23 protein-coding genes and 1 pseudogene are annotated in these 23,006 nt (G+C 60.3%); 15 read left to right on the top strand and 9 right to left on the bottom strand.

The window, feature by feature from the left end:
* Positions 1-32 precede the first annotated feature (32 nt).
* The 9 genes from ACXYL9_RS07635 (at position 33) to mazG (ending at position 8,086) form a co-directional block, all read left to right on the top strand.
* Positions 33-1,190: a D-alanyl-D-alanine carboxypeptidase family protein gene (locus tag ACXYL9_RS07635; protein ID WP_459038984.1), complete on the top strand. Its 1,158-nt coding sequence runs from the start codon at positions 33-35 to the stop codon at positions 1,188-1,190.
* Positions 1,187-1,825 (top strand): dTMP kinase, encoded by a 639-nt coding sequence (tmk, locus tag ACXYL9_RS07630; RefSeq protein ID WP_459038983.1) that lies wholly within the window; start codon positions 1,187-1,189, stop codon positions 1,823-1,825. Before ACXYL9_RS07635 ends, tmk begins: the two co-directional genes overlap by 4 nt.
* Positions 1,822-2,775 (top strand): DNA polymerase III subunit delta', encoded by a 954-nt coding sequence (locus ACXYL9_RS07625; RefSeq protein ID WP_459038982.1) that lies wholly within the window; start codon positions 1,822-1,824, stop codon positions 2,773-2,775. Before tmk ends, ACXYL9_RS07625 begins: the two co-directional genes overlap by 4 nt.
* Entirely contained in the window at positions 2,768-4,339 is a 1,572-nt protein-coding gene (metG, locus tag ACXYL9_RS07620) for a methionine--tRNA ligase (protein WP_459038981.1), read from the top strand. The genes ACXYL9_RS07625 and metG overlap by 8 nt, the downstream gene beginning before the upstream one ends.
* Positions 4,339-5,127 carry a TatD family hydrolase gene (locus ACXYL9_RS07615; protein ID WP_459038980.1) on the top strand — a complete coding sequence of 263 codons (789 nt, stop codon included), beginning with the start codon at positions 4,339-4,341 and terminating at the stop codon, positions 5,125-5,127. Before metG ends, ACXYL9_RS07615 begins: the two co-directional genes overlap by 1 nt.
* Positions 5,124-5,891, top strand: a complete 768-nt coding sequence (locus ACXYL9_RS07610) for an MBL fold metallo-hydrolase (RefSeq protein ID WP_459038979.1) — start codon at positions 5,124-5,126, stop codon at positions 5,889-5,891. Before ACXYL9_RS07615 ends, ACXYL9_RS07610 begins: the two co-directional genes overlap by 4 nt.
* Positions 5,888-6,061, top strand: coding sequence for a hypothetical protein (locus ACXYL9_RS07605; protein ID WP_459038978.1), 174 nt, complete (start codon positions 5,888-5,890; stop codon positions 6,059-6,061). The genes ACXYL9_RS07610 and ACXYL9_RS07605 overlap by 4 nt, the downstream gene beginning before the upstream one ends.
* Before the next feature lie 127 nt (positions 6,062-6,188).
* Positions 6,189-7,340, top strand: coding sequence for an acetylornithine deacetylase (gene argE, locus ACXYL9_RS07600; RefSeq protein ID WP_459038977.1), 1,152 nt, complete (start codon positions 6,189-6,191; stop codon positions 7,338-7,340).
* Complete coding sequence (mazG, locus tag ACXYL9_RS07595) at positions 7,337-8,086, top strand: nucleoside triphosphate pyrophosphohydrolase (RefSeq protein ID WP_459038976.1); 750 nt, start codon at positions 7,337-7,339, stop codon at positions 8,084-8,086. The genes argE and mazG overlap by 4 nt, the downstream gene beginning before the upstream one ends.
* Positions 8,087-8,089: 3 nt before the next feature.
* Here mazG and hflX read toward each other — a convergent pair whose 3' ends face one another.
* The 7 genes from hflX to dusB all read right to left on the bottom strand — a co-directional run bounded on the left by hflX (position 8,090) and on the right by dusB (position 17,282).
* Complete coding sequence (gene hflX, locus ACXYL9_RS07590; protein ID WP_459038975.1) at positions 8,090-9,391, bottom strand: GTPase HflX; 1,302 nt, start codon at positions 9,389-9,391, stop codon at positions 8,090-8,092.
* Between the two features lie 17 nt (positions 9,392-9,408).
* A complete protein-coding gene (gene hfq, locus ACXYL9_RS07585) occupies positions 9,409-9,945 on the bottom strand; it encodes an RNA chaperone Hfq (RefSeq protein WP_459038974.1) in 537 nt (178 codons plus the stop codon).
* Positions 9,946-10,099: 154 nt separating this feature from the next.
* A complete protein-coding gene (gene ntrX / locus ACXYL9_RS07580; protein WP_459039876.1) occupies positions 10,100-11,476 on the bottom strand; it encodes a nitrogen assimilation response regulator NtrX in 1,377 nt (458 codons plus the stop codon).
* 28 nt (positions 11,477-11,504) lie between these two features.
* Positions 11,505-13,724, bottom strand: coding sequence for a sensor histidine kinase (locus ACXYL9_RS07575; RefSeq protein ID WP_459038973.1), 2,220 nt, complete (start codon positions 13,722-13,724; stop codon positions 11,505-11,507).
* Positions 13,725-13,786: 62 nt separating this feature from the next.
* On the bottom strand, positions 13,787-15,199 hold the full coding sequence (locus tag ACXYL9_RS07570) for a sigma-54-dependent transcriptional regulator (protein WP_459038972.1): 1,413 nt from the start codon (positions 15,197-15,199) through the stop codon (positions 13,787-13,789).
* Entirely contained in the window at positions 15,196-16,269 is a 1,074-nt protein-coding gene (locus ACXYL9_RS07565) for a two-component system sensor histidine kinase NtrB (RefSeq protein WP_459038971.1), read from the bottom strand. Before ACXYL9_RS07565 ends, ACXYL9_RS07570 begins: the two co-directional genes overlap by 4 nt.
* Positions 16,266-17,282 (bottom strand): tRNA dihydrouridine synthase DusB, encoded by a 1,017-nt coding sequence (dusB, locus tag ACXYL9_RS07560; RefSeq protein ID WP_459038970.1) that lies wholly within the window; start codon positions 17,280-17,282, stop codon positions 16,266-16,268. Before dusB ends, ACXYL9_RS07565 begins: the two co-directional genes overlap by 4 nt.
* A gap of 80 nt (positions 17,283-17,362) precedes the next feature.
* Between dusB and ACXYL9_RS07555 the strand changes: the two are divergent.
* The 3 genes and pseudogenes from ACXYL9_RS07555 to ACXYL9_RS07545 all read left to right on the top strand — a co-directional run bounded on the left by ACXYL9_RS07555 (position 17,363) and on the right by ACXYL9_RS07545 (position 19,599).
* Positions 17,363-18,533, top strand: a pseudogene (locus tag ACXYL9_RS07555) (bifunctional 2-C-methyl-D-erythritol 4-phosphate cytidylyltransferase/2-C-methyl-D-erythritol 2,4-cyclodiphosphate synthase).
* Positions 18,530-19,102 carry a hypothetical protein gene (locus tag ACXYL9_RS07550; protein ID WP_459038969.1) on the top strand — a complete coding sequence of 191 codons (573 nt, stop codon included), beginning with the start codon at positions 18,530-18,532 and terminating at the stop codon, positions 19,100-19,102. Before ACXYL9_RS07555 ends, ACXYL9_RS07550 begins: the two are co-directional and overlap by 4 nt.
* The gene (locus tag ACXYL9_RS07545) at positions 19,099-19,599 is read left to right on the top strand and encodes a CinA family protein (RefSeq protein ID WP_459038968.1); all 501 of its coding nucleotides are present in this window, start codon (positions 19,099-19,101) and stop codon (positions 19,597-19,599) included. Before ACXYL9_RS07550 ends, ACXYL9_RS07545 begins: the two co-directional genes overlap by 4 nt.
* Here the strand turns inward: ACXYL9_RS07545 and ACXYL9_RS07540 are convergent.
* Both ACXYL9_RS07540 and lipA read right to left on the bottom strand, forming a co-directional pair.
* The gene (locus ACXYL9_RS07540) at positions 19,560-20,021 is read right to left on the bottom strand and encodes a type II toxin-antitoxin system RatA family toxin (RefSeq protein ID WP_459038967.1); all 462 of its coding nucleotides are present in this window, start codon (positions 20,019-20,021) and stop codon (positions 19,560-19,562) included. The genes ACXYL9_RS07545 and ACXYL9_RS07540 overlap by 40 nt on opposite strands.
* Entirely contained in the window at positions 20,021-20,974 is a 954-nt protein-coding gene (gene lipA / locus ACXYL9_RS07535; protein ID WP_459038966.1) for a lipoyl synthase, read from the bottom strand. Before lipA ends, ACXYL9_RS07540 begins: the two co-directional genes overlap by 1 nt.
* A 102-nt stretch (positions 20,975-21,076) precedes the next feature.
* Here lipA and ACXYL9_RS07530 point away from each other — a divergent pair, with 102 nt between their 5' ends.
* From ACXYL9_RS07530 to ACXYL9_RS07520, 3 genes are read left to right on the top strand one after another with little or no spacing between them, the layout of a single operon-like run.
* Positions 21,077-22,054 (top strand): sodium-dependent bicarbonate transport family permease, encoded by a 978-nt coding sequence (locus ACXYL9_RS07530; RefSeq protein ID WP_459038965.1) that lies wholly within the window; start codon positions 21,077-21,079, stop codon positions 22,052-22,054.
* A gap of 2 nt (positions 22,055-22,056) precedes the next feature.
* Positions 22,057-22,365 carry a P-II family nitrogen regulator gene (locus tag ACXYL9_RS07525; RefSeq protein WP_459038964.1) on the top strand — a complete coding sequence of 103 codons (309 nt, stop codon included), beginning with the start codon at positions 22,057-22,059 and terminating at the stop codon, positions 22,363-22,365.
* Positions 22,365-23,003, top strand: a complete 639-nt coding sequence (locus ACXYL9_RS07520) for a carbonic anhydrase (RefSeq protein WP_459038963.1) — start codon at positions 22,365-22,367, stop codon at positions 23,001-23,003. The genes ACXYL9_RS07525 and ACXYL9_RS07520 overlap by 1 nt, the downstream gene beginning before the upstream one ends.
* Positions 23,004-23,006 lie beyond the last annotated feature (3 nt).

Genomic DNA, 23,006 nt, shown 5'->3' with positions numbered 1-23,006 from the left:
GCCATCGGCTCCGCCGATAGGCGGGAGCGATAGTGAAGTCATTCTGGGGAAATCTGTTCGGATTGGCAGCGCTGGTGCTGTGGGGAACCGCTCACCCGGCAATCGCAGCGCGCGAAGCGCCGGTAGACTCCAACATCCCGATCGCATTGCTTGTCGATGTTTCGAGCGGGCAGACCCTTTATGCCCGTGCTCCTGATAGGCGGTTTGTCCCGGCATCTGTCACCAAGGTGATGACAGCCTACACCGCGTTCGAGCTGTTCGAACAAGGCAAGATTTCGCCGGACCAGTCTTTCGTGTTTTCCGACAGCGCGGCCGAGAAATGGCAACGCACCGGCTCGACCATGTTTCTCAAGGCCGGGGACGAGGCAAGCGTGGACCAGTTGCTGATGGCGATCACCACCGTTTCAGCCAATGATGGTTCGATCGTGTTGGCGGAAGGGGCCGCCGGATCGGTTGCCAATTGGGTCAATCTGATGAACGCAAATGCTCGCGCACTCGGAATGCGGCAAAGCCGTTTCGGCACACCAAATGGCTGGCCCGATGAAGGGCGCACCTTCACCACCGCGCGTGATCTGGTCAGGCTCGGCAAGGCCATTGTAACTGGACACCCACGCCGGTTCGCCCAATATTTCGGGCATCGTGGCCTGGTCACCAATGGCGTGGCGCAGGACAATCACGAACCGCTTACAGGACGCGTGGAAGGGGCCGATGGCATCAAGACCGGTTATACCAACCAAGCCGGCTATACTTTTCTCGGCACTGCCGAGCGCGGCGGTCGTCGGCTGCTGCTGGTATTGGCCGGTGCGTCCGAAGAGCGGATACGCGATCAGTCGGCACGGGCCTTGATCGAGTGGGGATTCGACGCCTTCGACGTGAAGCCGTTGTTCCCCACGTCGACAAAGGTGGCGCAGGCACGTGTCCAGGACGGCAACACGCGCGCGGTATCATTACTGGCCGAACACCCGATACACGTTGCTATTCCGTCTGATGCACGGAGCGCGGTCACCCTGGCTATCCGGTATGAAGGTCCCTTGCGTGCTCCGGTCAAGATGGGTGAACAAGTTGCTCAGCTACAGATCAACGTCGAGGGAATGCCTCCGTCCTTCGTACCTCTGGTGGCCGGAGAAGATGTCGAGAAAGCCAGCTTCTTCCAGCGGATCACAAATGCTCTCGTTGGGCTTTTCGCATGAGCCGCGGATGCTTCATCGCGTTAGAAGGGGGCGAAGGTACGGGAAAGTCCACCCAGGCCCGCCTGCTGGCCGAGAAAATCGGTGAATCTGGGCGAGAGGTCGTGCTCACTCGCGAACCGGGTGGCACACCCGGTGCTGAAGCGATCCGGGCGCTTCTGCTTGACCCGCCTGGAGAGGGATGGGGAGCGCGGGCCGAAGCGCTGCTTTTTGCCGCTGCGCGTTCCGACCATGTCGAGCGGCTGATCCGGCCTGCGCTCGAACGCGGCGCATGGGTAGTGTGCGACCGGTTCGTCGATTCGAGCCGGGCCTACCAGGGCGGGGCGGGATCCGTGGGCGACCTCGGCATCCAGGCGCTGCACGCGATCGGCAGCGATGGCTTGCGCCCCGATCTCGCTATCCTCATCGACGTCGATGCAACGCTGATCTCCGAACGTCTCGCCCAGCGCGATGGAGGTGCCAGCGATGCGATCGGCGGACGCAGCCCTGAATATCACAACCGTGTCGCGGAAGCGTTCCGGAAACTCGCTGAAGAAGACCAGTACGGTTTCGTTGTCATCGACGGCAACGGTTCGGTCCAGCAGGTTCAGGACAAGGTCTGGGCAGCTGTCGAACCCCTTCTCGAGGGGCAATCATGATGCGGCCGGGGCACCAAGCGGCATGGAGGGAATGGGACGCTGCACTTAGCGGACCGCGGATGCATCACGGGTGGATCCTGGCCGGAAGGCAGGGGCTGTGGAAGCGCGAATTTGCCTTGGAGGCCGCGCACAAGCTGGTTGGGGGAGGTCCGGAGGCAACCGCACACCCGGACATCATTATTCTCAACCGATCGCCGAAGGATGACAAGGAGGAGCGTAAGCGCGCCGACGGCAAGCCTTTCCAGCGCAAGCGCAACATTACCGTCGACCAAATCCGGCAGATGCAGCGGCGGCTCACAACGCGCCCCACCTTGGGCGAACACCGCGCCGTCATTGTCGATCCTGCCGACGATCTCGAGAAGAGTGCTTCGAATGCCTTGCTAAAGAGCCTCGAAGAACCACCTAGGGGCACGTACTTCCTGCTGGTAACCCATCGCCCGGCACGTCTGCTGCCCACGATCCGTTCGCGCTGCCGCATCATCCGATTCGCTCCGTTGAGCGATGCTGCAATCGAAGAGATATTGGCAGGGCAATCTGCGGGAATCGATCGAGTTGCCATGCAGGCTGCAATTGCAGCAGCTGGCGGCTCACCCGGAGCCGCGCTGGCCTTTCTAGAACAGGATCTGGCCAGCGTTGCGGTGCTGATGCGCGACATCATCGCGTCGGGTGACCCGGATTTCAGCCTTCGCGGGAAGCTTTCCGCCGCCATCGGCGCGCGGCCTGACCGCGAGCGGTTGCAAGCGACCTTCGAAATCGCGCGATCAATCATGGCCGAGCAGATGGCCAGCACCCCGGAAGCTGGCCTTGCTGCATTGGCCGATGCGCATGCGGATCTGGTCGCTCTTGGCGGGCAGGCCCCGACCTACAATTACGACCCGAGCTTCCTGGCTATGGAAATCGGCAGCTTGCTCGCATCGGCTGCGCCGCATAGGGAGCGCGCCAATGTCTGAACCCTTTTATATCACCACCGCGATCAGTTACCCCAATGGTCGCCCGCACATCGGCCATGCCTACGAGGCAATTGCTGCCGATGTCATAGCCCGTTTTCAGCGATTACGCGGCCGCGAAGTCCGGTTCCAGACCGGGACTGACGAACACGGCCTCAAGATGGCCCGCAAGGCGGAGGAGCAAGGTATTGCGCCGCGCGCGCTTGCGGATGAAATGTCCGGATATTTCAAGGCTATGTGTGACGCACTTGACGTGCGCTACGATCGCTTCATCCGGACGGTAGACGAAGATCACCACCGTGCCAGCCAGGCTATCTGGCGAGCGATGGAGGCCAAGGGCGATCTATACCTGGACCGCTACGAAGGCTGGTACTCGGTTCGCGACGAAGCCTATTACGACGAAAGCGAATTGGTCGCCGGGGAAGGGGAGGAGAAACTTTCCCCGCAAGGAACGCCAGTCGAGTGGACCGTCGAGGAAAGCTGGTTCTTCCGGCTTTCGAAATACGAACAGCCCTTGCTCGACCTCCTGCAGAAACCTGGTTTTCTGGAGCCTGAGAGCCGGCGCAATGAAATGGTCGCTTTCGTGAAGCAGGGTTTGCGCGACCTCTCGGTCAGTCGCACCAGCTTCGACTGGGGCGTCAAGGTGCCGGGCGCTAGCGACGAAGACACCGGCCACGTGATGTATGTGTGGGTGGATGCGCTGACCAATTACATTACCGGGCTTGGCTATCCCGACGATTCCGAGCTGTGGCGCAAATTCTGGCCTGCCAGCTTGCATCTGATCGGGAAGGACATCGTCCGCTTCCATACAATTTACTGGCCTGCATTCCTGATGAGCGCCGGACTCCCGGTCCCGCAACAGGTTTTCGGCCATGGATTCCTTCTCAACCGCGGGCAAAAAGAATCCAAGTCGCTTGGCAATGTCACCGATCCGCTCGCGCTGGCGGATAAGTTCGGGGTCGATGCCTTGCGCTATTTCCTGATGCGCGAAGTGGCATTCGGTCAGGACGGCAGCTATTCGCCGGAGGCGATTGTCACGCGCGCCAATGCCGAGCTCGCCAACAGTTTCGGCAATCTGGCCCAACGGACCTTGTCCATGATTCACAAGAACATGGACGGAAAGCTGGAAAAATTCGAGGCTCGGGGCGAAGACAAGAAACTGCTTGCAACCGTGCTGGCAGCATGCGGCGAAACACTACCGCAAGAATTCGATCGACTGGCGTTTTCCTTCGGCATCGATGAGTGGATGAAGGCGGTCTACGCCTGCAACCAATATGTCGACGAGCAGGCTCCCTGGGCGCTCAAGAAGACCGATCCAGACCGGATGAAGGCGGCGTTGCAGACGCTGTTGCTGGCCATCCACGACCTGGCCATCGCAATCCAGCCCGTCATTCCGACCAAAGCCGCAGCGCTGCTTGATCAGATCGGCGTTCCCCCAGACCGCCGAAACTACGAACATCTTTCCGGAGAGGCGTGGTTCAACCAGCTGGTTTCAGAAGGATTTTCTATCGACCAGCCGACACCGCTCTTCCCTCGTCTTGAACTTCCGGAGAATGAGGACGGCTGATGCTGATCGATAGCCACTGTCACTTGCAGTACAAGGGATTGGTCGAGGATCAGCAGGCCGTGCTCGACAGGGCCCGGTCAGCAGGTGTGCACGGCATGCTCAATATCTCGACGCGGATCGACGAGTGGGACGCCGTAGTCGGCACCGCGCAGCGCGAGCCCGATGTATGGGCCAGCGTGGGGATCCATCCGCATGAAGCGGACGCACACGAAGATCTCGGACGCGACAGGTTGCTCGCGGCAACCGAGCAGGACAAAGTTATCGGGATCGGCGAGACGGGGCTCGACTATTATTATGACAAGTCCGATCGCGGGGTGCAGAAGGCGCTGTTCCGGATGCATATAGGAGTTGCGCGTCAGACTGGGCTGCCGGTCATCATACATACCCGCGATGCAGAGGACGACACCGCGCAGATCCTCGCCGAAGAAATGACCAGAGGCACCTTCCCGGCCCTAATCCATTGTTTCACTGCCTCGGCCGATTTTGCCCGCAAGGTCCTCGATATGGGGCTCACGATCTCGATCTCAGGGATCGTGACTTTCAAGAACGCCAAGGACTTGCAGGCGATTGCAAAGGATTTGCCAGCCGATCGATTGCTGGTCGAAACCGACAGTCCATTTCTTGCTCCGGTCCCGCATCGCGGCAAACCGTGCGAGCCCGCTTTCGTGCGCGACACCGCGACATTCCTGGCCGAATTGCGCCAGGTCCCGCTCGAGAAACTCGCGGACGATACTACGCGAAACTTCCATGCGCTGTTCACACGAGCCGGGGAGGGGGCCTCAGCATGAAAGTTATAATGCTCGGCACCGGCACATCGACAGGGGTACCCCGCATCGACGGCGATTGGGGCGAGTGCGACCCGCAGGAACCCCGCAATCGTCGCTCGCGTGTCTCGATATTGGTAGAAAACAAGCAAGGTCAAAGACTTCTGGTCGATACATCGACTGATATGCGCGCGCAGTTCCTATCCAATGGTATCGACAGCATCGATGGTGTGTTCTGGACCCATGATCATGCCGATCATTGCCACGGCATCGATGACCTCCGCTCCTTGCGCTATGGCCGTGCGGCACCCATTCCGGGCTTCGCCAGTCCGGAAACTGCGCGTCGCCTGAAGTCGCGATTCAGCTATGTATTCGCCGGGGAATATGGCTATCCAACGGTCGTGACGCTGCAGACGCTGGAGAACCAGCGCCTTCATGCCGGTTTCGGCCTGGACTGGTGTCAAATGCCTCACGGGCCGACGGAGTCCACGGCATTCGTCTTCGAAAGTGGCGGAGATACAATTGGTTATGCGACAGATTTCAGCGAAATCACCGGTGAGATGGTGGAGTTGTTTGACGAGGTCGATATTCTCGTTTGCGACTGCCTGAGACGAGATCCACATCCGACTCACGCCAATCTCGCCATGGCGCTGGAGTTCAAACAACGTAGCCGCGCACGTAAGCTCATCCTGACACACATGGACAAGAGCATGGATTATCAGACCTTGTGCGATGAAGTGCCCGACGACGTGATCGTCGGCTATGACGGGCTTGAGGTGGAAGCATGAGTGAATACGATATCGTCCAGATGGTTGCCTTGACCGGCTTCCTGGTCCTGGCTGCAAGTGCGCTGGCATCCTATCGGCTGGACTGGAAGTCCGGCATCAGGATGGTGCTGATATGGGGCTGCATCTTTGCCGCCGTAGTGTTTTTCATCAGCTTCTTCGAACTGGCGTAACGTCAGGCAGAAGGGCTCCCTCGGACCCTAGTATGATTTAACATAATATATATTATCATTCTGTGATTGTTGGTCTCACACGGATCCTAGGCTTCCCCACTCGACCAAATCGATGCAGAATACGCGCATGATTGAGCCACTGTCCTACCGTCCAATCCTCGAAACTCTGGTCGCCTTCGACACGACATCGCGCAACAGCAATTTGGCTTTGATCGGATGGGTTGAAGAATTCCTGCGCGACCATGGAGTTTCGTCACGCCGGATCGAAAACGCCGAAGGCACCAAGGCCAATCTCTACGCCAGCGTCGGACCGATGCGCGATGGCGGTGTCATCCTTTCCGGCCACACCGATGTGGTCCCGGTGGATGGACAGCCATGGACTAGCAATCCGTGGGAAGTCATCGAGCGCGACGGCAGGCTAATCGGACGCGGTGTCGCTGACATGAAGGGCTTTATCGCATTGGCGCTAGCGCATGTGCCGCTGTTTCGCGACGCGGCGAGCCCGGTCCACCTGGCCTTCAGTTATGACGAAGAAGTCGGCTGCCTGGGGGCTCCGGCCATGATCGACTCGATGCGGGCTGAACTGCCCGAACCGCGCATGGCCATTATCGGTGAGCCGACAAGCATGCGCCCGATAGTCGGGCACAAGGGCATCAGCATTTTCGAAGTCGAGGTGACAGGTCACGAGGCGCACAGTTCTTTGGTCGATCACGGCATCTCGGCCAACATGATCGCAGCAGAATTGATGGGAGAACTTCTTGCCCTCGCCCGCCAGCTCAAGGATCGGGCCGATCTCACTAACGGGTTCGAACCACCACAGGCGACCCTGACAATTGGTACGATGCATGGTGGAACAGCGGCAAACATCCTTGCCCGAAAAGCCAGATTCGTATTCGACCTGCGCTGTCCGCCCGACGAAAATCCGGAGGAAATCATCACACCGTTTCGCATACGGTGCGAAGCGCTGGATGAAGCGCTATCCACGCGCTTTCCTGAATGCGGGGTGCAATTGAGCCAGCGCAGCAGCGCCCCACCCCTGACACCATGCGGAAACGAAGAAGCGGTAGCCTTCATCCGCAAGCTGACTGGCGACAATGGCCCGGCAGCGCAGGTTTCCTATGCGGCTGAAGCCGGCCAGTTCCAGCGCGCAGGGTTCACCTCGGTAATCTGCGGCCCCGGCTCGATCGAGCAGGCTCACCAACCTGACGAATGGATTGCCATCGAACAGCTTGAACGGGGTGCACGTTTCATGGCCAATCTGGCAAGGGAACTGACATGACCGCGCAACTCGACCGCTTGCTCTCCATCATGGCAACATTGCGCGATCCCGATCGCGGCTGTGAATGGGATCTTGCGCAAGATTTTAGCACTTTAGCCCCCTATACGATTGAAGAAGCATACGAAGTTGCCGATGCCATCGAGCGTGGCGCAATGGATGAATTGCGCGAGGAACTGGGCGACCTTCTGCTGCAAGTCGTGTTCCATTCTCGAATGGCCGAGGAAGGCGGCCAATTCTCTTTCGGTGACGTGGCGAAAGCGATTTCCGACAAGATGGAAGCTCGCCACCCACATATCTTCGGAGACGGCGGCGGCACCATGACGGAGCGGAGATGGGAGGAACTCAAGGCGAGCGAACGCGACGCCAAGGGTTCGACTAGCGCGATGGACGGGGTGGCACGCGCCCTCCCCGCGCTTCTGCGCGCCGACAAACTGCAGAAACGCGCCGCCCGCACAGGCTTCGACTGGCCCGACACGCAAGGCCCGGCAGATAAGTTACGCGAGGAAATGCAGGAATTGGCCGAGGCGCCGGAAGCCAAGCGCGAGGAAGAGGCCGGCGACCTGCTATTCGCGGCGGTCAATCTTGTCCGCGCCTACGGCATCGCCCCCGAAAACGCCCTGCGCGCGGCGAACGACAAGTTCGAACGGCGTTTTCGTGGAATGGAGAGCAAGGCGGAAGGTGGATTTGCCAGTCTCTCGCTCGACCAGCAGGAAGCACTGTGGCAAGCCGTCAAGGCCGAAGAATAGATATCAAAGCGTCTCGAACTGTCCTAGTTCCTTCGGGTTAAGCCGCACGACGATGCGTCTCTCCGGACCGTCGTCACCCTCGCCCGCGTCATCGTCGGACAATACTTCGCCATGGGCATGGAGCCAGGCGATCTTGCGCCCCTCCCCTGCCGCCAGGACGAACTCGCAGGTCTTGGCAGCCTCGGTCAGGGCAAGACCGAGCCGTTCCTGCAAGAAATCCACATTCCAGCCTGATGTCGCCGACAGCGGGATCACATCCGACGCATCCTTCGCCACGCCAGCCAATTCCTCCGCTCGCTCTGGCGAAAGCTGGTCCCACTTGTTCCAAATTTCAATGATCGGGATCGTGCTTTCGCCGTCCTCCCGATCGATGACCTCCAGATCGGTAAGTATCTCCAGCACCTGCGCCTTTTGAGCCCCGCTCGAAGGGTTGGCTATATCGCGCACATGCAGGATGATATCGGCCCCGGTCACCTCTTCGAGGGTAGCGCGGAACGCCGCGACAAGCTGGGTTGGCAGGTCCGAGATGAAGCCGACTGTGTCGGACAGGATGGCTTTCTCGATCCCTGGCAGAGTGATGGCCCGCATGGTCGGGTCGAGCGTGGCGAAAAGCAGGTCTTCGGCCATCACATCCGCCCCGGTCAGGCGATTGAAAAGGGTGGACTTGCCAGCATTGGTGTAGCCAACCAGCGCGATCACAGGCCACGGTGCCCTCCCCCGCCGGTCACGGTGCAGGCTGCGGGTCTTGCGAACCTGCTCCAGTTCGCGACGCAGGCGGCCCATGCGCTGACGGATCATCCGGCGGTCAGCCTCGATCTGGGTCTCGCCCGGCCCGCCAAGGAAGCCGAAGCCGCCCCGTTGGCGTTCAAGGTGGGTCCAACTGCGCACGAGGCGACTTTGCTGGTAGTCGAGATGCGCTAGCTCGACCTGCAGTCGTCCCTCGGCGGTTGCAGCACGCTCGCCGAAAATCTCAAGGATCAGACCGGTCCGGTCGATAACTTTGCGTCCAAGTTTATCCTCAAGATTGCGTTGCTGGATTGGCGAGAGCGCGCCGTCGACGACGACCAGTTCAGCTCCATGCAATTCGCAATCGGCAGCAATCCGTTTGACCTGTCCCGAACCGAACAGCGTGTTTGGTCGAACATCACGCACAGGCAGCACATAGCTCTCGGCGATCTCGATACCGATCGCCATCGCCAGCCCACATATCTCCTCGAGCCGCGCCTCGGTATCGAGGTCGTAGCTTTCCTTGCGAATATCAGGGCACACGACGAGAGCCCGCGCACCGCGCGAGACTTCGCCCATCAGGTCATCATCAAAGCTCAGGCGTCGTCATCCTCTTCCCAGTCGGTCAGATCGACCGCGCTAGCTGGTTGTACGGTCGACACGGCGTGCTTGTAGGCGAGTTGGACATAGCCATCCCGCTCCAGCAGGACACAAAACAGGTCATAGGCGCTGATCCGGCCCTGCAACATCACACCGTTGATCAAAAACATTGTAACCTGGACTTCAGCATCGCGGACCCGGCTGAGAAAAACATCCTGTAGCAAGCGCTGTTTCTTGTTGCCGTCCTGGCTGGCAAATTGCGCATCGTCGATCTGCTGGCTTGGCATGATCGTGCTGATGGCGTGCTTGTAGACCAATTGCGATTGGCCATCGCGGCGCAACAGCATCGAGAAATTATCAAACCAGGTTACGATTCCCTGGAGCTTGACTCCTTTGACAAGGAAAACCGTGACCGGAGTTTTCTCGCGCCGAAGAAGGTTGAGAAACGCGTCCTGCAGATTACCCAGCTTGGCTTGCTTGCCGTCGCTATCGCTTGGCTTGGTACGCGCTGAAAGGGTGTTACCATCGGACATAGCTGCCTCCTTTTATTGGCGGTCCCCATAGAGGGAACCGCGATCTGGTCATGCGGACCACCACCGCCACATGCCGGCAATACTAGTAACAAGTATGGAGGCCACGACGCTCCGATTCAATCAGATTGTCAAAATGCGGCGCAATGATCGTCGCTTATTCGCCGTTCTTGCGCTCGGTCATACCCAAAATCTTGAGCTTCCGGTGCAGTGCCGAACGCTCCATGCCGATGAAACTCGCCGTCTTGGAGATATTACCCGAGAAGCGCCGGATTTGCACACTCAGATACTCGCGCTCGAAGCTTTCCCGGGCTTCGCGAAGCGGAACTCCCATCAAGTTGGTCATTCCGGTCGCCCCGCCAAGCTTTCCGCTGGTCACCTCGCTGGGCAGCATGTCGGGTTGTACTTCCTCCATCCGGTCGCGCGGAGAAAGAATGACCGTGCGTTCGACGACGTTGCGGAGCTGGCGAACATTTCCTGGCCAGTCGTAGGCTTGCAGGGCCGCCATGGCTTCTTCACTGATCGTGGGCGCGGGTATGCCTTGTTCGGCAGCGTACCGAGTAAAGAAATGCTCGGCCAGCGCCGGTATGTCGTCTCGCCGCTCAGCCAGCGATGGAATCGTCACCGGGACCACATTGAGACGATAGAACAGGTCCTCGCGAAAGTGCTTGGCATCGATCTCCTCCTGCAAATCCCGAGCGGACGAAGAGACGACCCGCACATCGACGCCGATCTGGCGCGAGCCACCGACCCGCACGAAACTCTGCTCGGTCAAGACCCGCAGGATCCGCGCCTGCGTTGAAAGCGGCATGTCGGCCACTTCGTCGAGATACAGCGTTCCGCCATCGGCCAATTCCAGCAGCCCCGGCCGAACCAGCTTGCCCGCAGCTTCTTCGCCGAACAGTTCGTGTTCGAACCTCTCGGAGGTGATGCGGGCGCTGTTGACCGAGACAAAGGGATGGTCGGCGCGAGGCGACCAGCTGTGGAGGAGCCGCGCAGCGACTTCCTTGCCCGCTCCAGCAGGCCCGGTGATCAACACCCGGCTGCCAGTGTTTGCGACACGCTTGAGGGTCGCCCGGACCTGATTGATGACCGAGGAATTGCCGGTAAAAGCCTCTCCGGTGCCGAAGCCTTCGCGCAGGCGGACATTCTCGCGCCGCAGGCGCTGGGTTTCAGTGGCTCTCGCCACCAGGTGCAGCAGCCGCGATGCCTCAAAAGGTTTTTCGATGAAGTCCATAGCCCCGCGGCCGACGGCAGATACGGCGGTGTCGATGTTGCCATGGCCGGAAAAGATGATGACGGGGATGTCGGGCTCACGCTCCTTGATGACATCGAGAACCTCCAGCCCGTCCATCGCGCTGCCATGAAGCCAGACGTCGAGCAGGACAACGCTCGGACGCCGCTCGTCGAACTGCGAAAGCGCACTGCTACTATCGCCGGCTGTGCGGCATTCATAGCCTTCGTCGCTGAGCACGCCGGAGACCAGGTCGCGAATGTCGCGTTCGTCATCGACTATGAGGATATCGAGCGCCATCACGGCATCTCCTTGGGTCTGGGACAAGTCATTCGCCCGCCTTGCTTTCAGGCTGCACGGGATTGCGGGAAAAACTCAGGGTTACACGGGTGCCGCCGCTTTCGGCAGCAGCGAAGGTCATGTCGCCGCCATGCTCCTCGACGATCTTGTTGACGATCGCGAGACCAAGCCCCGTGCCTTTCTCGCGCGTCGTCATGTAGGGTTCGACTATCCGTTCGCGATCTTGCGGCAGGCCAATCCCGTTATCCTCGATGGCAATCTTGATCGCGGTGTCACTGCTTTCTAGTTCGACCCCGATCCGGCCGCGGAAATCATCACCGGCTTCACGTGCACGAGCCTCGACCGCTTCAGCAGCGTTCTTGAGGACATTGGTCAGGGCCTGGCCGAACTGGTGGCGATCGCAGGCCAATCGCAGTGGGCCATCCTCGTCATGGGATAATGCGAAATCGATTGAAGGATGCGCGACTTCCTGCAGGAACAGTGATTGCTTGAGCAGGTCGAGCGCGTCTTCTTCGCGAAATACGGGTTCGGGCAAGCGGGCAAAGGACGAAAACTCGTCGACCATGGTGCGTAGCGCACCAACCTGCCTGACGATCGTCGAAGTGAGTTCGTCGAACAGATCAGCATCATTTTCGATCTGGTCGCGGTAGCGGCGCTTGAGCCGCTCGGTCGCAAGCTGGATGGGGGTCAACGGGTTCTTGATTTCGTGGGCAATCCGTCGCGCGACATCAGACCAGGCTGCCTGGCGCTGGTCGAGCAATTGGCGGGTGATGTCCTCGAAGGTGATCACATGGCCGCCTGAGGCAGGGGTCTGCTTGACCGCTAGTGTCAGCAGTTCGGCTCCCTTGGAGTAATTGATGATTCCGCTCGGCACATTACCTTCGGCCAGTTGCGCCATCTGCGGGGCAAATTCCTCCAGCGAACGACCGCGCAACGACGGCTCGTCCTTCTCCAGCAGGATATCCTTGGCGAAGCTGTTCATCAGCAGGATGCGACCGTCGGCATCGGTCGAGATCACCCCTGCGGTCACGGACTCAAGAATGGTCTCGATGAAATGGCGGCGATCGGCAAGCTCGTGATTGGCGTTGAGCAGCGCGTCGGTCTGCTTCTCGATCTGTGCGGTCATCCGGTTGAAAGCCCGGTTGAGCAGGCCAATCTCGTCGCCCCTGGTTCGACCTTCGACGCGGAGCGAGAAATTGCCGGCCCCTACACGCCGCGCAGCTGCCACGAGATCGGTCAGCGGCTCGACCTGCCGGTCAGCAAAGCGCAGTGCAAACCACACCGCTAGCCCAACCAGAGCGAGACTGACAAAGAACAGGGCGAGATTGAATCGCAGTTGCAGGGCGCGCGCCCTGGCCGTCAGCGCCTGGTAGGAATCCACGATCTGACGCGCCTGGTCCCATTGCGCAAACGACGACGATTCTGGGGTGCGCGCATTGTAGAGAAATACCCCGGCCGATCGATCGATCGGAAAAACCGCTTCGATCCTTTCGGAGCTGGCAAAGACCGCCTGGGTCTCGCCCCGGCGGTAAAGTTCCAGCGCTTCGGCGGTTACCTTTCGGGGATCGTTGCCTTCAACAAGGCCGATGGCGACCGCCGTATTGATCCGTCCGCCGGGAAAAGCCTGCAAGATCGCTGATTCCGCGATGTCGCGCGCTTGCATCTGGTAAGTGTAGTCGTCGATGAAATCCTGGCTGGCGAGTTCTGCTGGCTGCCTCCCTTCGAGGAGGAACAGCATGTCGCTTGCCATGGCCTGCGTTTCCTGCGCCACCCCGACCTGGTTCTGCGCGTAGTAGCCTTCGGCCAACTGGTTGACGTTTTCCATCACACCTCGCGACTGCGAGGAAAACCAGAAATCGACGCCAGACTGGAACAGGAATGCCGCAAAACCTGCCACCATCAGCGTTGGCACCGCCGCGATCAGTGAGAACAGGAACACGAGCCGGACGTGGAGACGCGCAGTGCTGCCGGCGGCGCGGCGCAGGGCCAACCGCCGCCCAAGAAGGACGAGCAGAGCGATCGACGGCACCAATGTGCCGATCAGCAGGCTAGTCACCTGTCGCGTCGGCAGCATCTGGCCATCAGGCGGTGCGCTGGAGAAGGTATACCAGGTCAACCCCATCATCGCCGCAAATGCCGCGATGCAGGCCAATTCGAGCCAAAGGAAGAGGTTGACGCGGCGCGAGATGACGATGAATTGTCGCCACCAGCGCGGGCTGCGTTCAATCGTGCTGTTCTCCTGACTCATCGTGGCGTATTTACCACGATGGTGTTGCACTCGTGCAAGTCATTTCTGTTGCTTTTGCGCAACTAACCTCGGCCCGAGAACGCTTCGGCGTCGATGCCCAGTTCGCCGAGACGCTTGCGCAAGGTGTTACGATTGATTCCTAGCAATTGTGCGGCACGAAGCTGATTTCCCTGTGTCTCGCGCAGGGCGTGCTCGAACAATGGCTTTTCGAACGCCGCCGAAGCTGCGCGATAGAGGCTTCCCGGTTGCGGGCGGTGTTCCGCAATCCAGTCCTGCATCGACTGGTCGACGCTGCTCGATCGGGTGGACTGATTACCCTCGTTTTCCGCTCCCAAGATCTCTTCGACCAGGTCGACATCAATCGTTTCGTTCCGCGACAACAGCGCCAAGCGGTAGACCACGTTGCGCAACTCACGCACATTGCCCCGCCAAGCCTGCTGCTCGAGCCATGCGATGGCGTTCGGCTCGATGTGGCGTTGCGGCAATCCCTCGGTCTCGGCCAGCGACAGGAAATGCCTCACCAGCGCGCCAATATCTTCCCGCCTTTCTCGCAAGGGTGGCAGATTGATTGGGACCACATTGAGGCGGTAGTAGAGATCCTCGCGAAACTGTCCGTTGGCAATCATCGGGGCGAGATCACGGTTGGTCGCCGCGACAATGCGTACGTCCACAGCCACATCCTGTCGTCCGCCGATGCGGCGGATGCGCCCCGATTGCAGGGCACGCAGCAGGCGGGTCTGGGCCTCCATCGGCATATCGCCGATTTCATCAAGAAACAGGGTGCCGCCATTTGCCTGCTCGAACTTGCCGATCGACTGCCCCATCGCGCCGGTGAATGCGCCCTTCTCGTGCCCGAACAGCTCACTTTCGATCAGGTCGCGGGGGATCGCTGCCGCATTGACCGCGACGAATGGCCCGGTCTTCCGTTTGCCGAGTTGGTGAATGGCTTCGGCAACCAGTTCCTTGCCGGTACCGGACTCGCCGAGCACCAGCACGGTCAGATCATTGCGCAGGACCCGGGTAATCATCCGGAATACGCCCTGCATCGCCTTGCTCCGGCCGACCAGCGGCAGGTTACCCTGGTCGTCGGAGTTGCGCGGCCCTGCCGCCTTCGAAGCTCCCGCAGCCTGGCGAACGGCGCGGATCAGTTCATCAAGATCGAATGGCTTGGGAAAATACTCGAAGGCGCCATTCTCGCTCGCCCTGACCGCCGTATCAAGCGTGTTCTGGGCCGAAAGGATGATGATCGGCATAGCCGCGTGCAATTTGCGAACCTGCGCCAGCGAGGCGATCCCGTCGCCGTCCTCCAAAGCCACGTCGGTCAACATCGCAGCATAATTTCCGGCGGCCAGCAGCTTGTCACGAGCGGCAATTGTCGCGCAGCGATCGACCTCGTAGCCCTCGTCTTCCAGCGCCCCGACAATGACCGCGGCGATGGAATTGTCGTCCTCGACAAGTAGGACAGGGTCACTCACACTTTTTTCTCCGATGCGATGGCGAGATTGATGCGGAAGCGCGTGAAGCCGGAGCTTTCGTCCCGCTCGTGTGCGATGCGGCCATCCATGTCGCCCACAAGCTTGCGCACGAGGGCAAGGCCCAGCCCCTGTCCGCCCTTTTTCGAAGTGACGAACGGTTCGAATACCCGGTCGCGGATCGTCGGGTCGATGCCAGGCCCATTGTCGGCAATGACGAGCTCGATCGGCAGACGCACCGCGCGACCCGGTCGCAGAAGGTTCATGACATGGCCGCTGACGAAGCGGGTTTGCACGGTTACCTGGCCTCCCCCTTCAACCGCGCGGCAGGCATCACGGGCATTGCTCAGCAAGTTGAACAGGACCTGCCGCAGTGCATCCGGGCTCGCCCAGACCGGCGGAAGCGACGGATCAAACTCCTCGACGTAAGTCACACCCTCGTCATCCGCCGAGCGGACGAGCGTCAACGCGGCCCGGATCGTTGCGTGCAGATTGACAGATTCCATCGGCTCGGCCCTGCTGCGTCCCAATTCCTGCATCCGGTCGACCAGCCGGGTTATGCGATCGACTTCTTCGCCAATGATGCGGGCAAAAGAGCGGTCGGCCTGCGGCAAACGTCGGTACAGCAGTTGGCCCGCGCCACGAATTGCAGCGAGCGGATTCTTGATCTCGTGGGCGAGAACCGATGGCGCAGCCGGAAGATCGTGTTCAAACGTGCGATCGAGATCCGCCTGGCCTGCATCGGATAATGTCACCACCCGCCAGCCTGGATGTGTTGCCACGGGCGACATGGTCAGGTTGACATGCTTTGCTCCCGCCGCCGTGCAGATCGGCAGGCCCCTCGCCGTCATCGCCACGTCCTTCTCTGCAAACCGATCCAGCACACGTTCGTCAACGATATCGACCAGCGAAAGAAACTGCCGATCGACAAGACGCGCAGCGCTCTGGCCCAGCAAGTCTTCCGCTGCCGGATTTGCCTGGACGATGCGCCCGGTGTGGTCGAGCAGGATCAGCGCGAAAACAAGCCCGGCGACCTGCGCCTGTGCGTCAGGCGGCGCCGGGTTTGCCATCATGCGGCGCGGCGCCGGAGAAACGGTTCGTAGAAGCGTTCGATTTCGCCCAGGACGCGGTCCGGATCGTCGATAAAATTGACGAAATTGCGGAACTCGGCCGAGCCGTGCATGCCCTTGGTATACCAGCCCAGATGCTTGCGCGCGATCTTGGTGCCGGCATCGCGGCCATAGTGGTCGAGCATCCGCTGGTAATGCTCGACGAGCGTTTCGTACTGCTCGTCGAAGCTCGGGCTTTCGAGCATTTCACCGGTATGCCACCAGTGCATGACCTGTGCGAGCAACCAAGGCCGACCATAAGCACCGCGGCCGATCATCAAACCGTCGGCACCCGATTGCTCAAGCGCCTTGGCCGCGTCGGGAACCCCACAGATATCGCCATTGACGATGACCGGGATCGATACCGCTTCCTTGACCTTGCGGATGAAGGACCAGTCAGCGTGACCTTTGTACATCTGGTTGCGGGTGCGGCCATGTACGGTGATCATCTGCACGCCCAAATCTTCGGCAATGCGCGCCAGTTCAGGCGCGTTGAGGCTGGCGTGGTCCCAGCCCATCCGCATCTTGACCGTGACCGGAACATTCACCGCGTTAACGGTCGCTTCCATCAGCTTCGTCGCCAGCGGAACCTCCCGCATCAGCGCGCTGCCAGCGAGTTGTCCGACCACTTTGCGCACTGGGCAGCCGAAATTGATGTCGATGATGGCCGCGCCATTGCCTTCCTGCAACTTGGCAGCCTCGGCCATGGATGCCGGGTCGCAGCCGACCAATTGCATCGAGACCGGGTCTTCACTTTCGTCCCAGGCAGCCTTCTGGACCGACTGCCGCGTTTCGCGAATGGCGGCCTCGCTGGCGATCATCTCGGTCACGTTGAGCCCCGAACCGAAACGACGCACCAGCGTACGGAACGGCAGGTCGGTAACGCCCGTCATCGGTGCCAGCACGACAGGCGTGGCGATCTCGACCGGCCCGACGGAAATCGGCTTGAGAGGAGGGGGCGGAGGAAGGCTGTTCATGCTGCGGTGCAATATGCTCAAAATTTGTGCAGCCACTAGTGGATTGCAGCCCGCTGCGCAAGGCGGTAGCGGGTTCAGCGATGAGTTCGCCCGCGCCCCTTCCCTCCTTCGCCGCCATCGTGGTTGCCGCCGGCAAGGGACTTCGTGCTGGACAGGACTTGCCCAAGCAGTTCGCGTCGTGGCGTGGGAAGCCGGTCTTGCGGCACTCTGTCGAAACGCTTTCGGCAGCGGGTGCCAATCCGCTGGTTATAGCGATCCCCCAGGGCTTTGACGACCAGGCACGAAAGTCGCTCGAGGGAATTCCCGGTGTCGAGTTGGTCACCGGCGGCGCGACACGACAAGCTTCGGTGGCCGCGGCGCTCGATCGCTTGGCGACGCGAAAACCCGAACGGGTCCTGATCCACGACGCTGCGCGCCCTGACTTGCCCCAGGCGATCCTTGAAAGCCTGCTATTTGCCCTGACTGATCACACCGGGGCCATACCTGTCCTCCCTGTGGTCGATAGCCTGGTGATTGCAAAGGGTGACCTAATGACAGGTACCGCCGAACGAGAGTCCCTCAGGAGGGTGCAGACACCACAGGCATTCCGGTTTGCTGCCATACACAAGGCCCATGGGGCTTGGACGGGCCCCACAACAGCTGGTGATGACGCACAGGTGCTGGCAGCGAATGGCGGAACGGTGGTCCTGGTTGAAGGCTCGGAAGCCTTGCGCAAGTTCACATTCGCGGAGGATTTCGATGGTTGAGGCACTGCCGGTCAGGGTAGGCATGGGATATGATGTTCATCGTCTTGCTGCGGGAGAAGAGCTTTGGCTGGGCGGTATCCGGATCGAGCATGAGAAGGGCCTTGCAGGCCATTCGGATGCAGACGTGGCGCTGCATGCCATCGTGGATGCGCTGCTCGGCGCGATCGCGGCGGGAGATATCGGCACGCATTTCCCGCCCAGTGAGGACCGGTGGAAGGGGGCAGCATCCTCTGCCTTTGTCGAACACGCAGCTGGGCTGGTGAAACAGGCTGGCTACCGGATCGGCAATGTCGACCTCACCGTCATCTGCGAAGCGCCCAAGATCGGCCCCCACCGAGAGTCGATGCGCGAGCGAATTGCTACATTGTTGGACGTTGACATCGTTCAGGTCTCGGTCAAGGCCACAACCACAGAACGGCTCGGATTTACCGGTCGCGGCGAAGGCATTGCCGCTCAGGCAATCGCGACAGTCCTTTCGGCCGAACAGCAGGAGTCCAACCAGTGAAACGCGCCCTCCCCCTTTGCCTTTGCGCGAGCCTGCTCGCCATTACACCTGCCGCCAATGCCAAGGCACCGGATCTTGATCCGGTGCAGGTCGAGGCAGCTACCCGTTACGCGCTGCCTCACATGTTCACTGGTTACATCGCCGGATGCCGCCCGCATTTGCAGAAAAATGGCTATGTACTGCGCAATGCAGACCGGTTGAGCACGAAATTCACTAGCGGTTCGGCAGCGTACTGGCCCAAGGCAAAAGTGGTTGTGATGCAGATGGCGACGGCCAAGGATGGGGGCAACGACCGCGCTGCCTCGATGATGTCGAACCTTCCCGACGATGCCCTGCGGCCTTTCGTCAATGGTCTAATCACCTCCATGGTCGTCGGTGAGATGAAGCCAGAATTGTGCAGCGACCTCGAACGCGGTCTTGAAATCCTCGATCCATTGCCGGCAGAAAACTACGGCAAGCTGGCTGTATTCGTCTACAATATGGTCGAGCGTGAGAAGCAACGCGACGCTGCCTTGGCGCGAAAAAAGGCTCGCGCTGGCAATGGCGCGCAGGCTACCCCAACGAAATGACAGATAGCCTGCTGCCCGATGACATCGACACATTGGCGCGCCGCGTGGTGGAAGCCAATGCGGCAGCAGGCCGAATGGTTGCGGTGGCAGAAAGTTGTACCGGCGGGCTGGTGGCAGGCGCGCTCACGGAAATCCCCGGATCTTCGACCATGTTTGATCGCGGCTTCGTGACCTATTCTAACGAAGCAAAGATGGAGCTCCTGGAAGTATCAAGCGACATTATCGAAACTTTCGGGGCGGTGTCGATCGCCTGTGTCTGGGCAATGGCGCAAGGTGCATTGAAAAACAGCAAGGCCGATGTCGCGGTGGCGGTGAGCGGGGTCGCCGGACCCGATGGCGGGACTGCCACCAAGCCGGTCGGCACTGTGGTGTTCGCCCGGGTCAAGCGCGGCGAAGGTGGGGAACCTGAAGGTGAGCTCAAGAGTTTCGGCGACCTTGGGCGCGCGGAAATCCGCCGTCAGGCGACGCTTTGTGCGCTCGAGTTGCTACTTCCGTAAAGTTCGTCGGCGCGGTCTTCGAAGGCCTCGACCATACGTCGAAATGCGCGGTCGAAATATTGCCCCGCCAGCGCCTCGAAAACCAAGTTACGAAACGAGAAGTCGACGCAGAAATCGACGATGCAGCCGCCCTCCCCGTCGGGCGTGAAGTGCCATTGGTTGTCGAGATCGCGTAGCGGCCCGTCGACATAGTGCACACGAATGTGATTGGGCCGTTCCTTCTCTACCCGCGAAGTAAAGCGTTCGCGCAGGGTCTTGAAGCCAACGACCATGTCGGCAACCATCTCGGTCTCGCTATCGCTGCGCACCCTTGTCGCCACGACCCATGGCAGGAATTCATTGTAGCGTGCGACATCGGCCACCAGGTCGTACATCTGCTCGGGCGAGTAGGTGAGGTGGCGCTGGTCGCGAATGCCGGGCATCAGGCCTTGGCCCTCGCAAGCTCCTTCGCCAGCTTGGCTTCGCGCGCGGCCTTCATCGCGGCAAAATCATCCCCGGCATGGTAGCTGGAACGGGTCAGCGGGCTTGATGCGACCTGCAGGAACCCCTTGGCCCGTGCGATCGCGCCATAGGCATCGAAAGCCTTTGGCGTGACGAAGTCCTCGACCGTGGCGTGACGCGGCGTCGGCTGGAGATATTGGCCCATGGTGATGAAATCGACATCGGCGCTGCGCATGTCGTCCATGACCTGGTGCACTTCGAGCCGTTGCTCACCCAGCCCGAGCATGATGCCCGACTTGGTGAAGATCAACGGGTCATGCGCCTTCACTTCCTCAAGCAGACGCAGCGATGCGTAGTAGCGCGCGCCCGGCCTGATGGTCGGATACAGCCGCGGGACGGTCTCGAGGTTGTGGTTGTAAACGTCCGGGCCGGCTTCACAGATTGCCTCGATCGCAGGGCGCATCTTGTTGCGGAAGTCAGGCGTCAGGATTTCGATCGTGGTGCCAGGGGTCTCCCGGCGCAGCGCCTTGATGACCTTGACGAACTGGCTGGCGCCACCGTCGGGAAGATCGTCGCGGTCGACGCTGGTGATGACGATATGCTCGAGGCCCATCTTGCCGGCAGCAATGGCGACGTTCTCCGGCTCCATTGGATCAACGATCCGCGGCATGCCGGTCTTGACGTTGCAGAATGCGCAGGCGCGGGTGCAGACATCGCCCAAGATCATGACAGTGGCGTGCTTCTTTTCCCAGCACTCGCCGATATTGGGACAGGCCGCTTCTTCGCACACGGTATTAAGATCGAGGTCGCGCATCAGCTTGCGCGTCTCGTGATAGCCCTTGCTGACCGGAGCCTTGACGCGGATCCAGTCGGGCTTCCTCTGGCGAGCGGGCCGTTCGCCCTGGGGGTCGGGAGCTGAGGAGAGATCGTTCATGCAGGCCCACTTAGTCGGCACCCGCCCAACACGCAACAATACCCGACGGTGGTCGATGCGATAATATTGTCTTGGCCAGAAAGCTCCGCTAGCAGCCACGCCATGGATTTCAGCGCCTTCCAGACATTCACCTCCCCGGTGATCCTGTTTTTTGTTTTGGGATTGCTGGCTGCATTTGCCCGGTCCGATCTCGCAATACCTGAAGCGATCGCAAAAGGCCTATCGCTTTACCTGATGGCAGCGATTGGTCTGAAGGGCGGCGTAGCCGTTTCGAAGTCAGGAATCGACAGTACCGTGCTGGCTGCCCTGGCGGCTGGGATCGGCGCGAGTTTTCTTCTGCCAATCGTAGCCTACGGCGTTCTCAAGGGCTTCGCGAAACTTTCTCGCATAGATGCGGGCGCGGTAGCCGCGCATTACGGATCGGTCAGTGTGGTGACCTTCGTGACTGCGGTTGAGGTGTTCGAATTGCAAGGAACGCCCCCGGGTGGCTACATGGTCGCCGTTATGGCTGCCATGGAGACGCCCGCGATCCTCACTGGACTGCTCCTTGCTCGCGGGCTGGGATCGGACAGCGGCCAATCGAAAAGTAAACTCCTGCATGAAGTCTTCTTCAATGCCTCGGTCGTCTTGCTGCTTGGCGCATTTGCAATCGGGATGATCGGCGGGGCCGACAAGTTCGCCGAGGTCAGCCCGTTCTTCGAAGCGGGGTTCAAGGGCGCTCTTTGCATCTTCCTGCTTGATATGGGGTTGATCGCAGCACGCAGGATTATGGACGCCCGGTCCCTGACATGGCGCCTTGTCGCGGTTGCCATCATGCTGCCACTGGTGAACGGGGCTCTTGGCACCACGCTGGGGGCCGCTATTGGCCTCGATGCGGGATCGGCCGCAGCCCTCGGCGTTCTTTGTGCCAGCGCGAGCTACATTGCTGTTCCCGCCGCGATGCGGTTGGCACTGCCTGAAGCGGACCCGGGCATTTATCTGACCATGTCTCTCAGCGTGACATTCCCCTTCAATGTCCTGATCAACATCGGTTTGATCGGTGCGCTCTCATCCATGTTAGCCGGCGGAGGAACTGGTTAGAAATGATTGAAACTGTCGTTCGCAAAAGGATCGAGATCCTTACGGATAGCGCCCTGCTGAAGACCGTGACCGACGCGATTGACCGCGCGGACATCACGGGCTGGACCGTTATGCCTGTAACGTCGGGCAAGGGTCGCGACGGACTTTGGCGCGAAGAGCGGGTTACGGGAACCGACAAGGTTGTCGTCCTCACCATCGCGCCTCACGAAAAGGCAATGATCCTCGCCGAAGACATTGCCCCGATTCTTACCAGCCACAGACTGCTGCTGACGATGTGGGATGTTGAGGTGATCCGAGGAGAGCGCTTCTGATGCCAGAGTTTGCCAAGATACTAGAGGGATACAAGAGGTTCCGGCAGGATATTTACCCCGTCCAGCGGGACCGTTTCGAACGGCTGAAAGAGGGCCAGCATCCCAAGCTCATGATCATCAGCTGTTGCGACAGCAGGGTCGAACCGGCGCAAATTTTCGACGTGGATCCGGGCGAAGTCTTTGTGGTCCGGAATGTGGCCGCCCTGGTTCCTCCCTATGAGACCACCCCGGGCCAGCACGGTGTTTCGGCAGCGCTCGAATTCGCCGTGCAGACCCTTGAAGTGAGACAAATCCTCGTCATGGGTCACGGACTGTGCGGCGGGTGCAAGGCAGCGTTGACCCAGTCCATGAAGGATGCATCTCCTGGTCAGGGCGGGTTTGTTCAGCAATGGATCGGCTTGCTCGACGAAGCGCGCATTCCGGTGGCGGAAACTTACGGAACGGACACCCGAGAGGCGGAGCTGGCGATGGAACTCGAGGCGGTTAAGGTGAGCCTCGCCAATTTGCTGACTTTCCCCTTCGTTGCCGAGAAGATAGCCCAGAACTCGCTCGTTTTGCGTGGTGCACATTTTGCGATTGCCGATGGCATCTTGCGGCTTCTGAACCCCGAGAACGGTCAGTTCGAGCCCGTCGAATAGATT

The organism is Qipengyuania sp. CAU 1752, from assembly GCF_054482615.1.
The sequence above is the reverse complement of the archived record's forward strand: the minus strand, read 5'-3'. Positions and strand labels throughout refer to the sequence as shown.

Coding starts and splice junctions, on each gene's coding strand:
- argE (WP_459038977.1), top strand. CDS start 6,189: ATGATTGAGCCACTGTCCTACCGTCCAATCCTCGAAACTCTGGTCGCC.
- ACXYL9_RS07520 (WP_459038963.1), top strand. CDS start 22,365: ATGCCAGAGTTTGCCAAGATACTAGAGGGATACAAGAGGTTCCGGCAG.
- hflX (WP_459038975.1), bottom strand. CDS start 9,391: ATGGGCGAAGTCTCGCGCGGTGCGCGGGCTCTCGTCGTGTGCCCTGAT.
- ACXYL9_RS07610 (WP_459038979.1), top strand. CDS start 5,124: ATGAAAGTTATAATGCTCGGCACCGGCACATCGACAGGGGTACCCCGC.
- dusB (WP_459038970.1), bottom strand. CDS start 17,282: ATGAACAGCCTTCCTCCGCCCCCTCCTCTCAAGCCGATTTCCGTCGGG.
- ACXYL9_RS07525 (WP_459038964.1), top strand. CDS start 22,057: ATGATTGAAACTGTCGTTCGCAAAAGGATCGAGATCCTTACGGATAGC.
- ACXYL9_RS07530 (WP_459038965.1), top strand. CDS start 21,077: ATGGATTTCAGCGCCTTCCAGACATTCACCTCCCCGGTGATCCTGTTT.
- tmk (WP_459038983.1), top strand. CDS start 1,187: ATGAGCCGCGGATGCTTCATCGCGTTAGAAGGGGGCGAAGGTACGGGA.
- mazG (WP_459038976.1), top strand. CDS start 7,337: ATGACCGCGCAACTCGACCGCTTGCTCTCCATCATGGCAACATTGCGC.
- hfq (WP_459038974.1), bottom strand. CDS start 9,945: ATGTCCGATGGTAACACCCTTTCAGCGCGTACCAAGCCAAGCGATAGC.
- ACXYL9_RS07605 (WP_459038978.1), top strand. CDS start 5,888: ATGAGTGAATACGATATCGTCCAGATGGTTGCCTTGACCGGCTTCCTG.
- lipA (WP_459038966.1), bottom strand. CDS start 20,974: ATGAACGATCTCTCCTCAGCTCCCGACCCCCAGGGCGAACGGCCCGCT.
- ACXYL9_RS07540 (WP_459038967.1), bottom strand. CDS start 20,021: ATGCCCGGCATTCGCGACCAGCGCCACCTCACCTACTCGCCCGAGCAG.
- ntrX (WP_459039876.1), bottom strand. CDS start 11,476: ATGGCGCTCGATATCCTCATAGTCGATGACGAACGCGACATTCGCGAC.
- ACXYL9_RS07615 (WP_459038980.1), top strand. CDS start 4,339: ATGCTGATCGATAGCCACTGTCACTTGCAGTACAAGGGATTGGTCGAG.
- ACXYL9_RS07545 (WP_459038968.1), top strand. CDS start 19,099: ATGACAGATAGCCTGCTGCCCGATGACATCGACACATTGGCGCGCCGC.
- ACXYL9_RS07625 (WP_459038982.1), top strand. CDS start 1,822: ATGATGCGGCCGGGGCACCAAGCGGCATGGAGGGAATGGGACGCTGCA.
- ACXYL9_RS07575 (WP_459038973.1), bottom strand. CDS start 13,724: ATGAGTCAGGAGAACAGCACGATTGAACGCAGCCCGCGCTGGTGGCGA.
- metG (WP_459038981.1), top strand. CDS start 2,768: ATGTCTGAACCCTTTTATATCACCACCGCGATCAGTTACCCCAATGGT.
- ACXYL9_RS07565 (WP_459038971.1), bottom strand. CDS start 16,269: ATGATGGCAAACCCGGCGCCGCCTGACGCACAGGCGCAGGTCGCCGGG.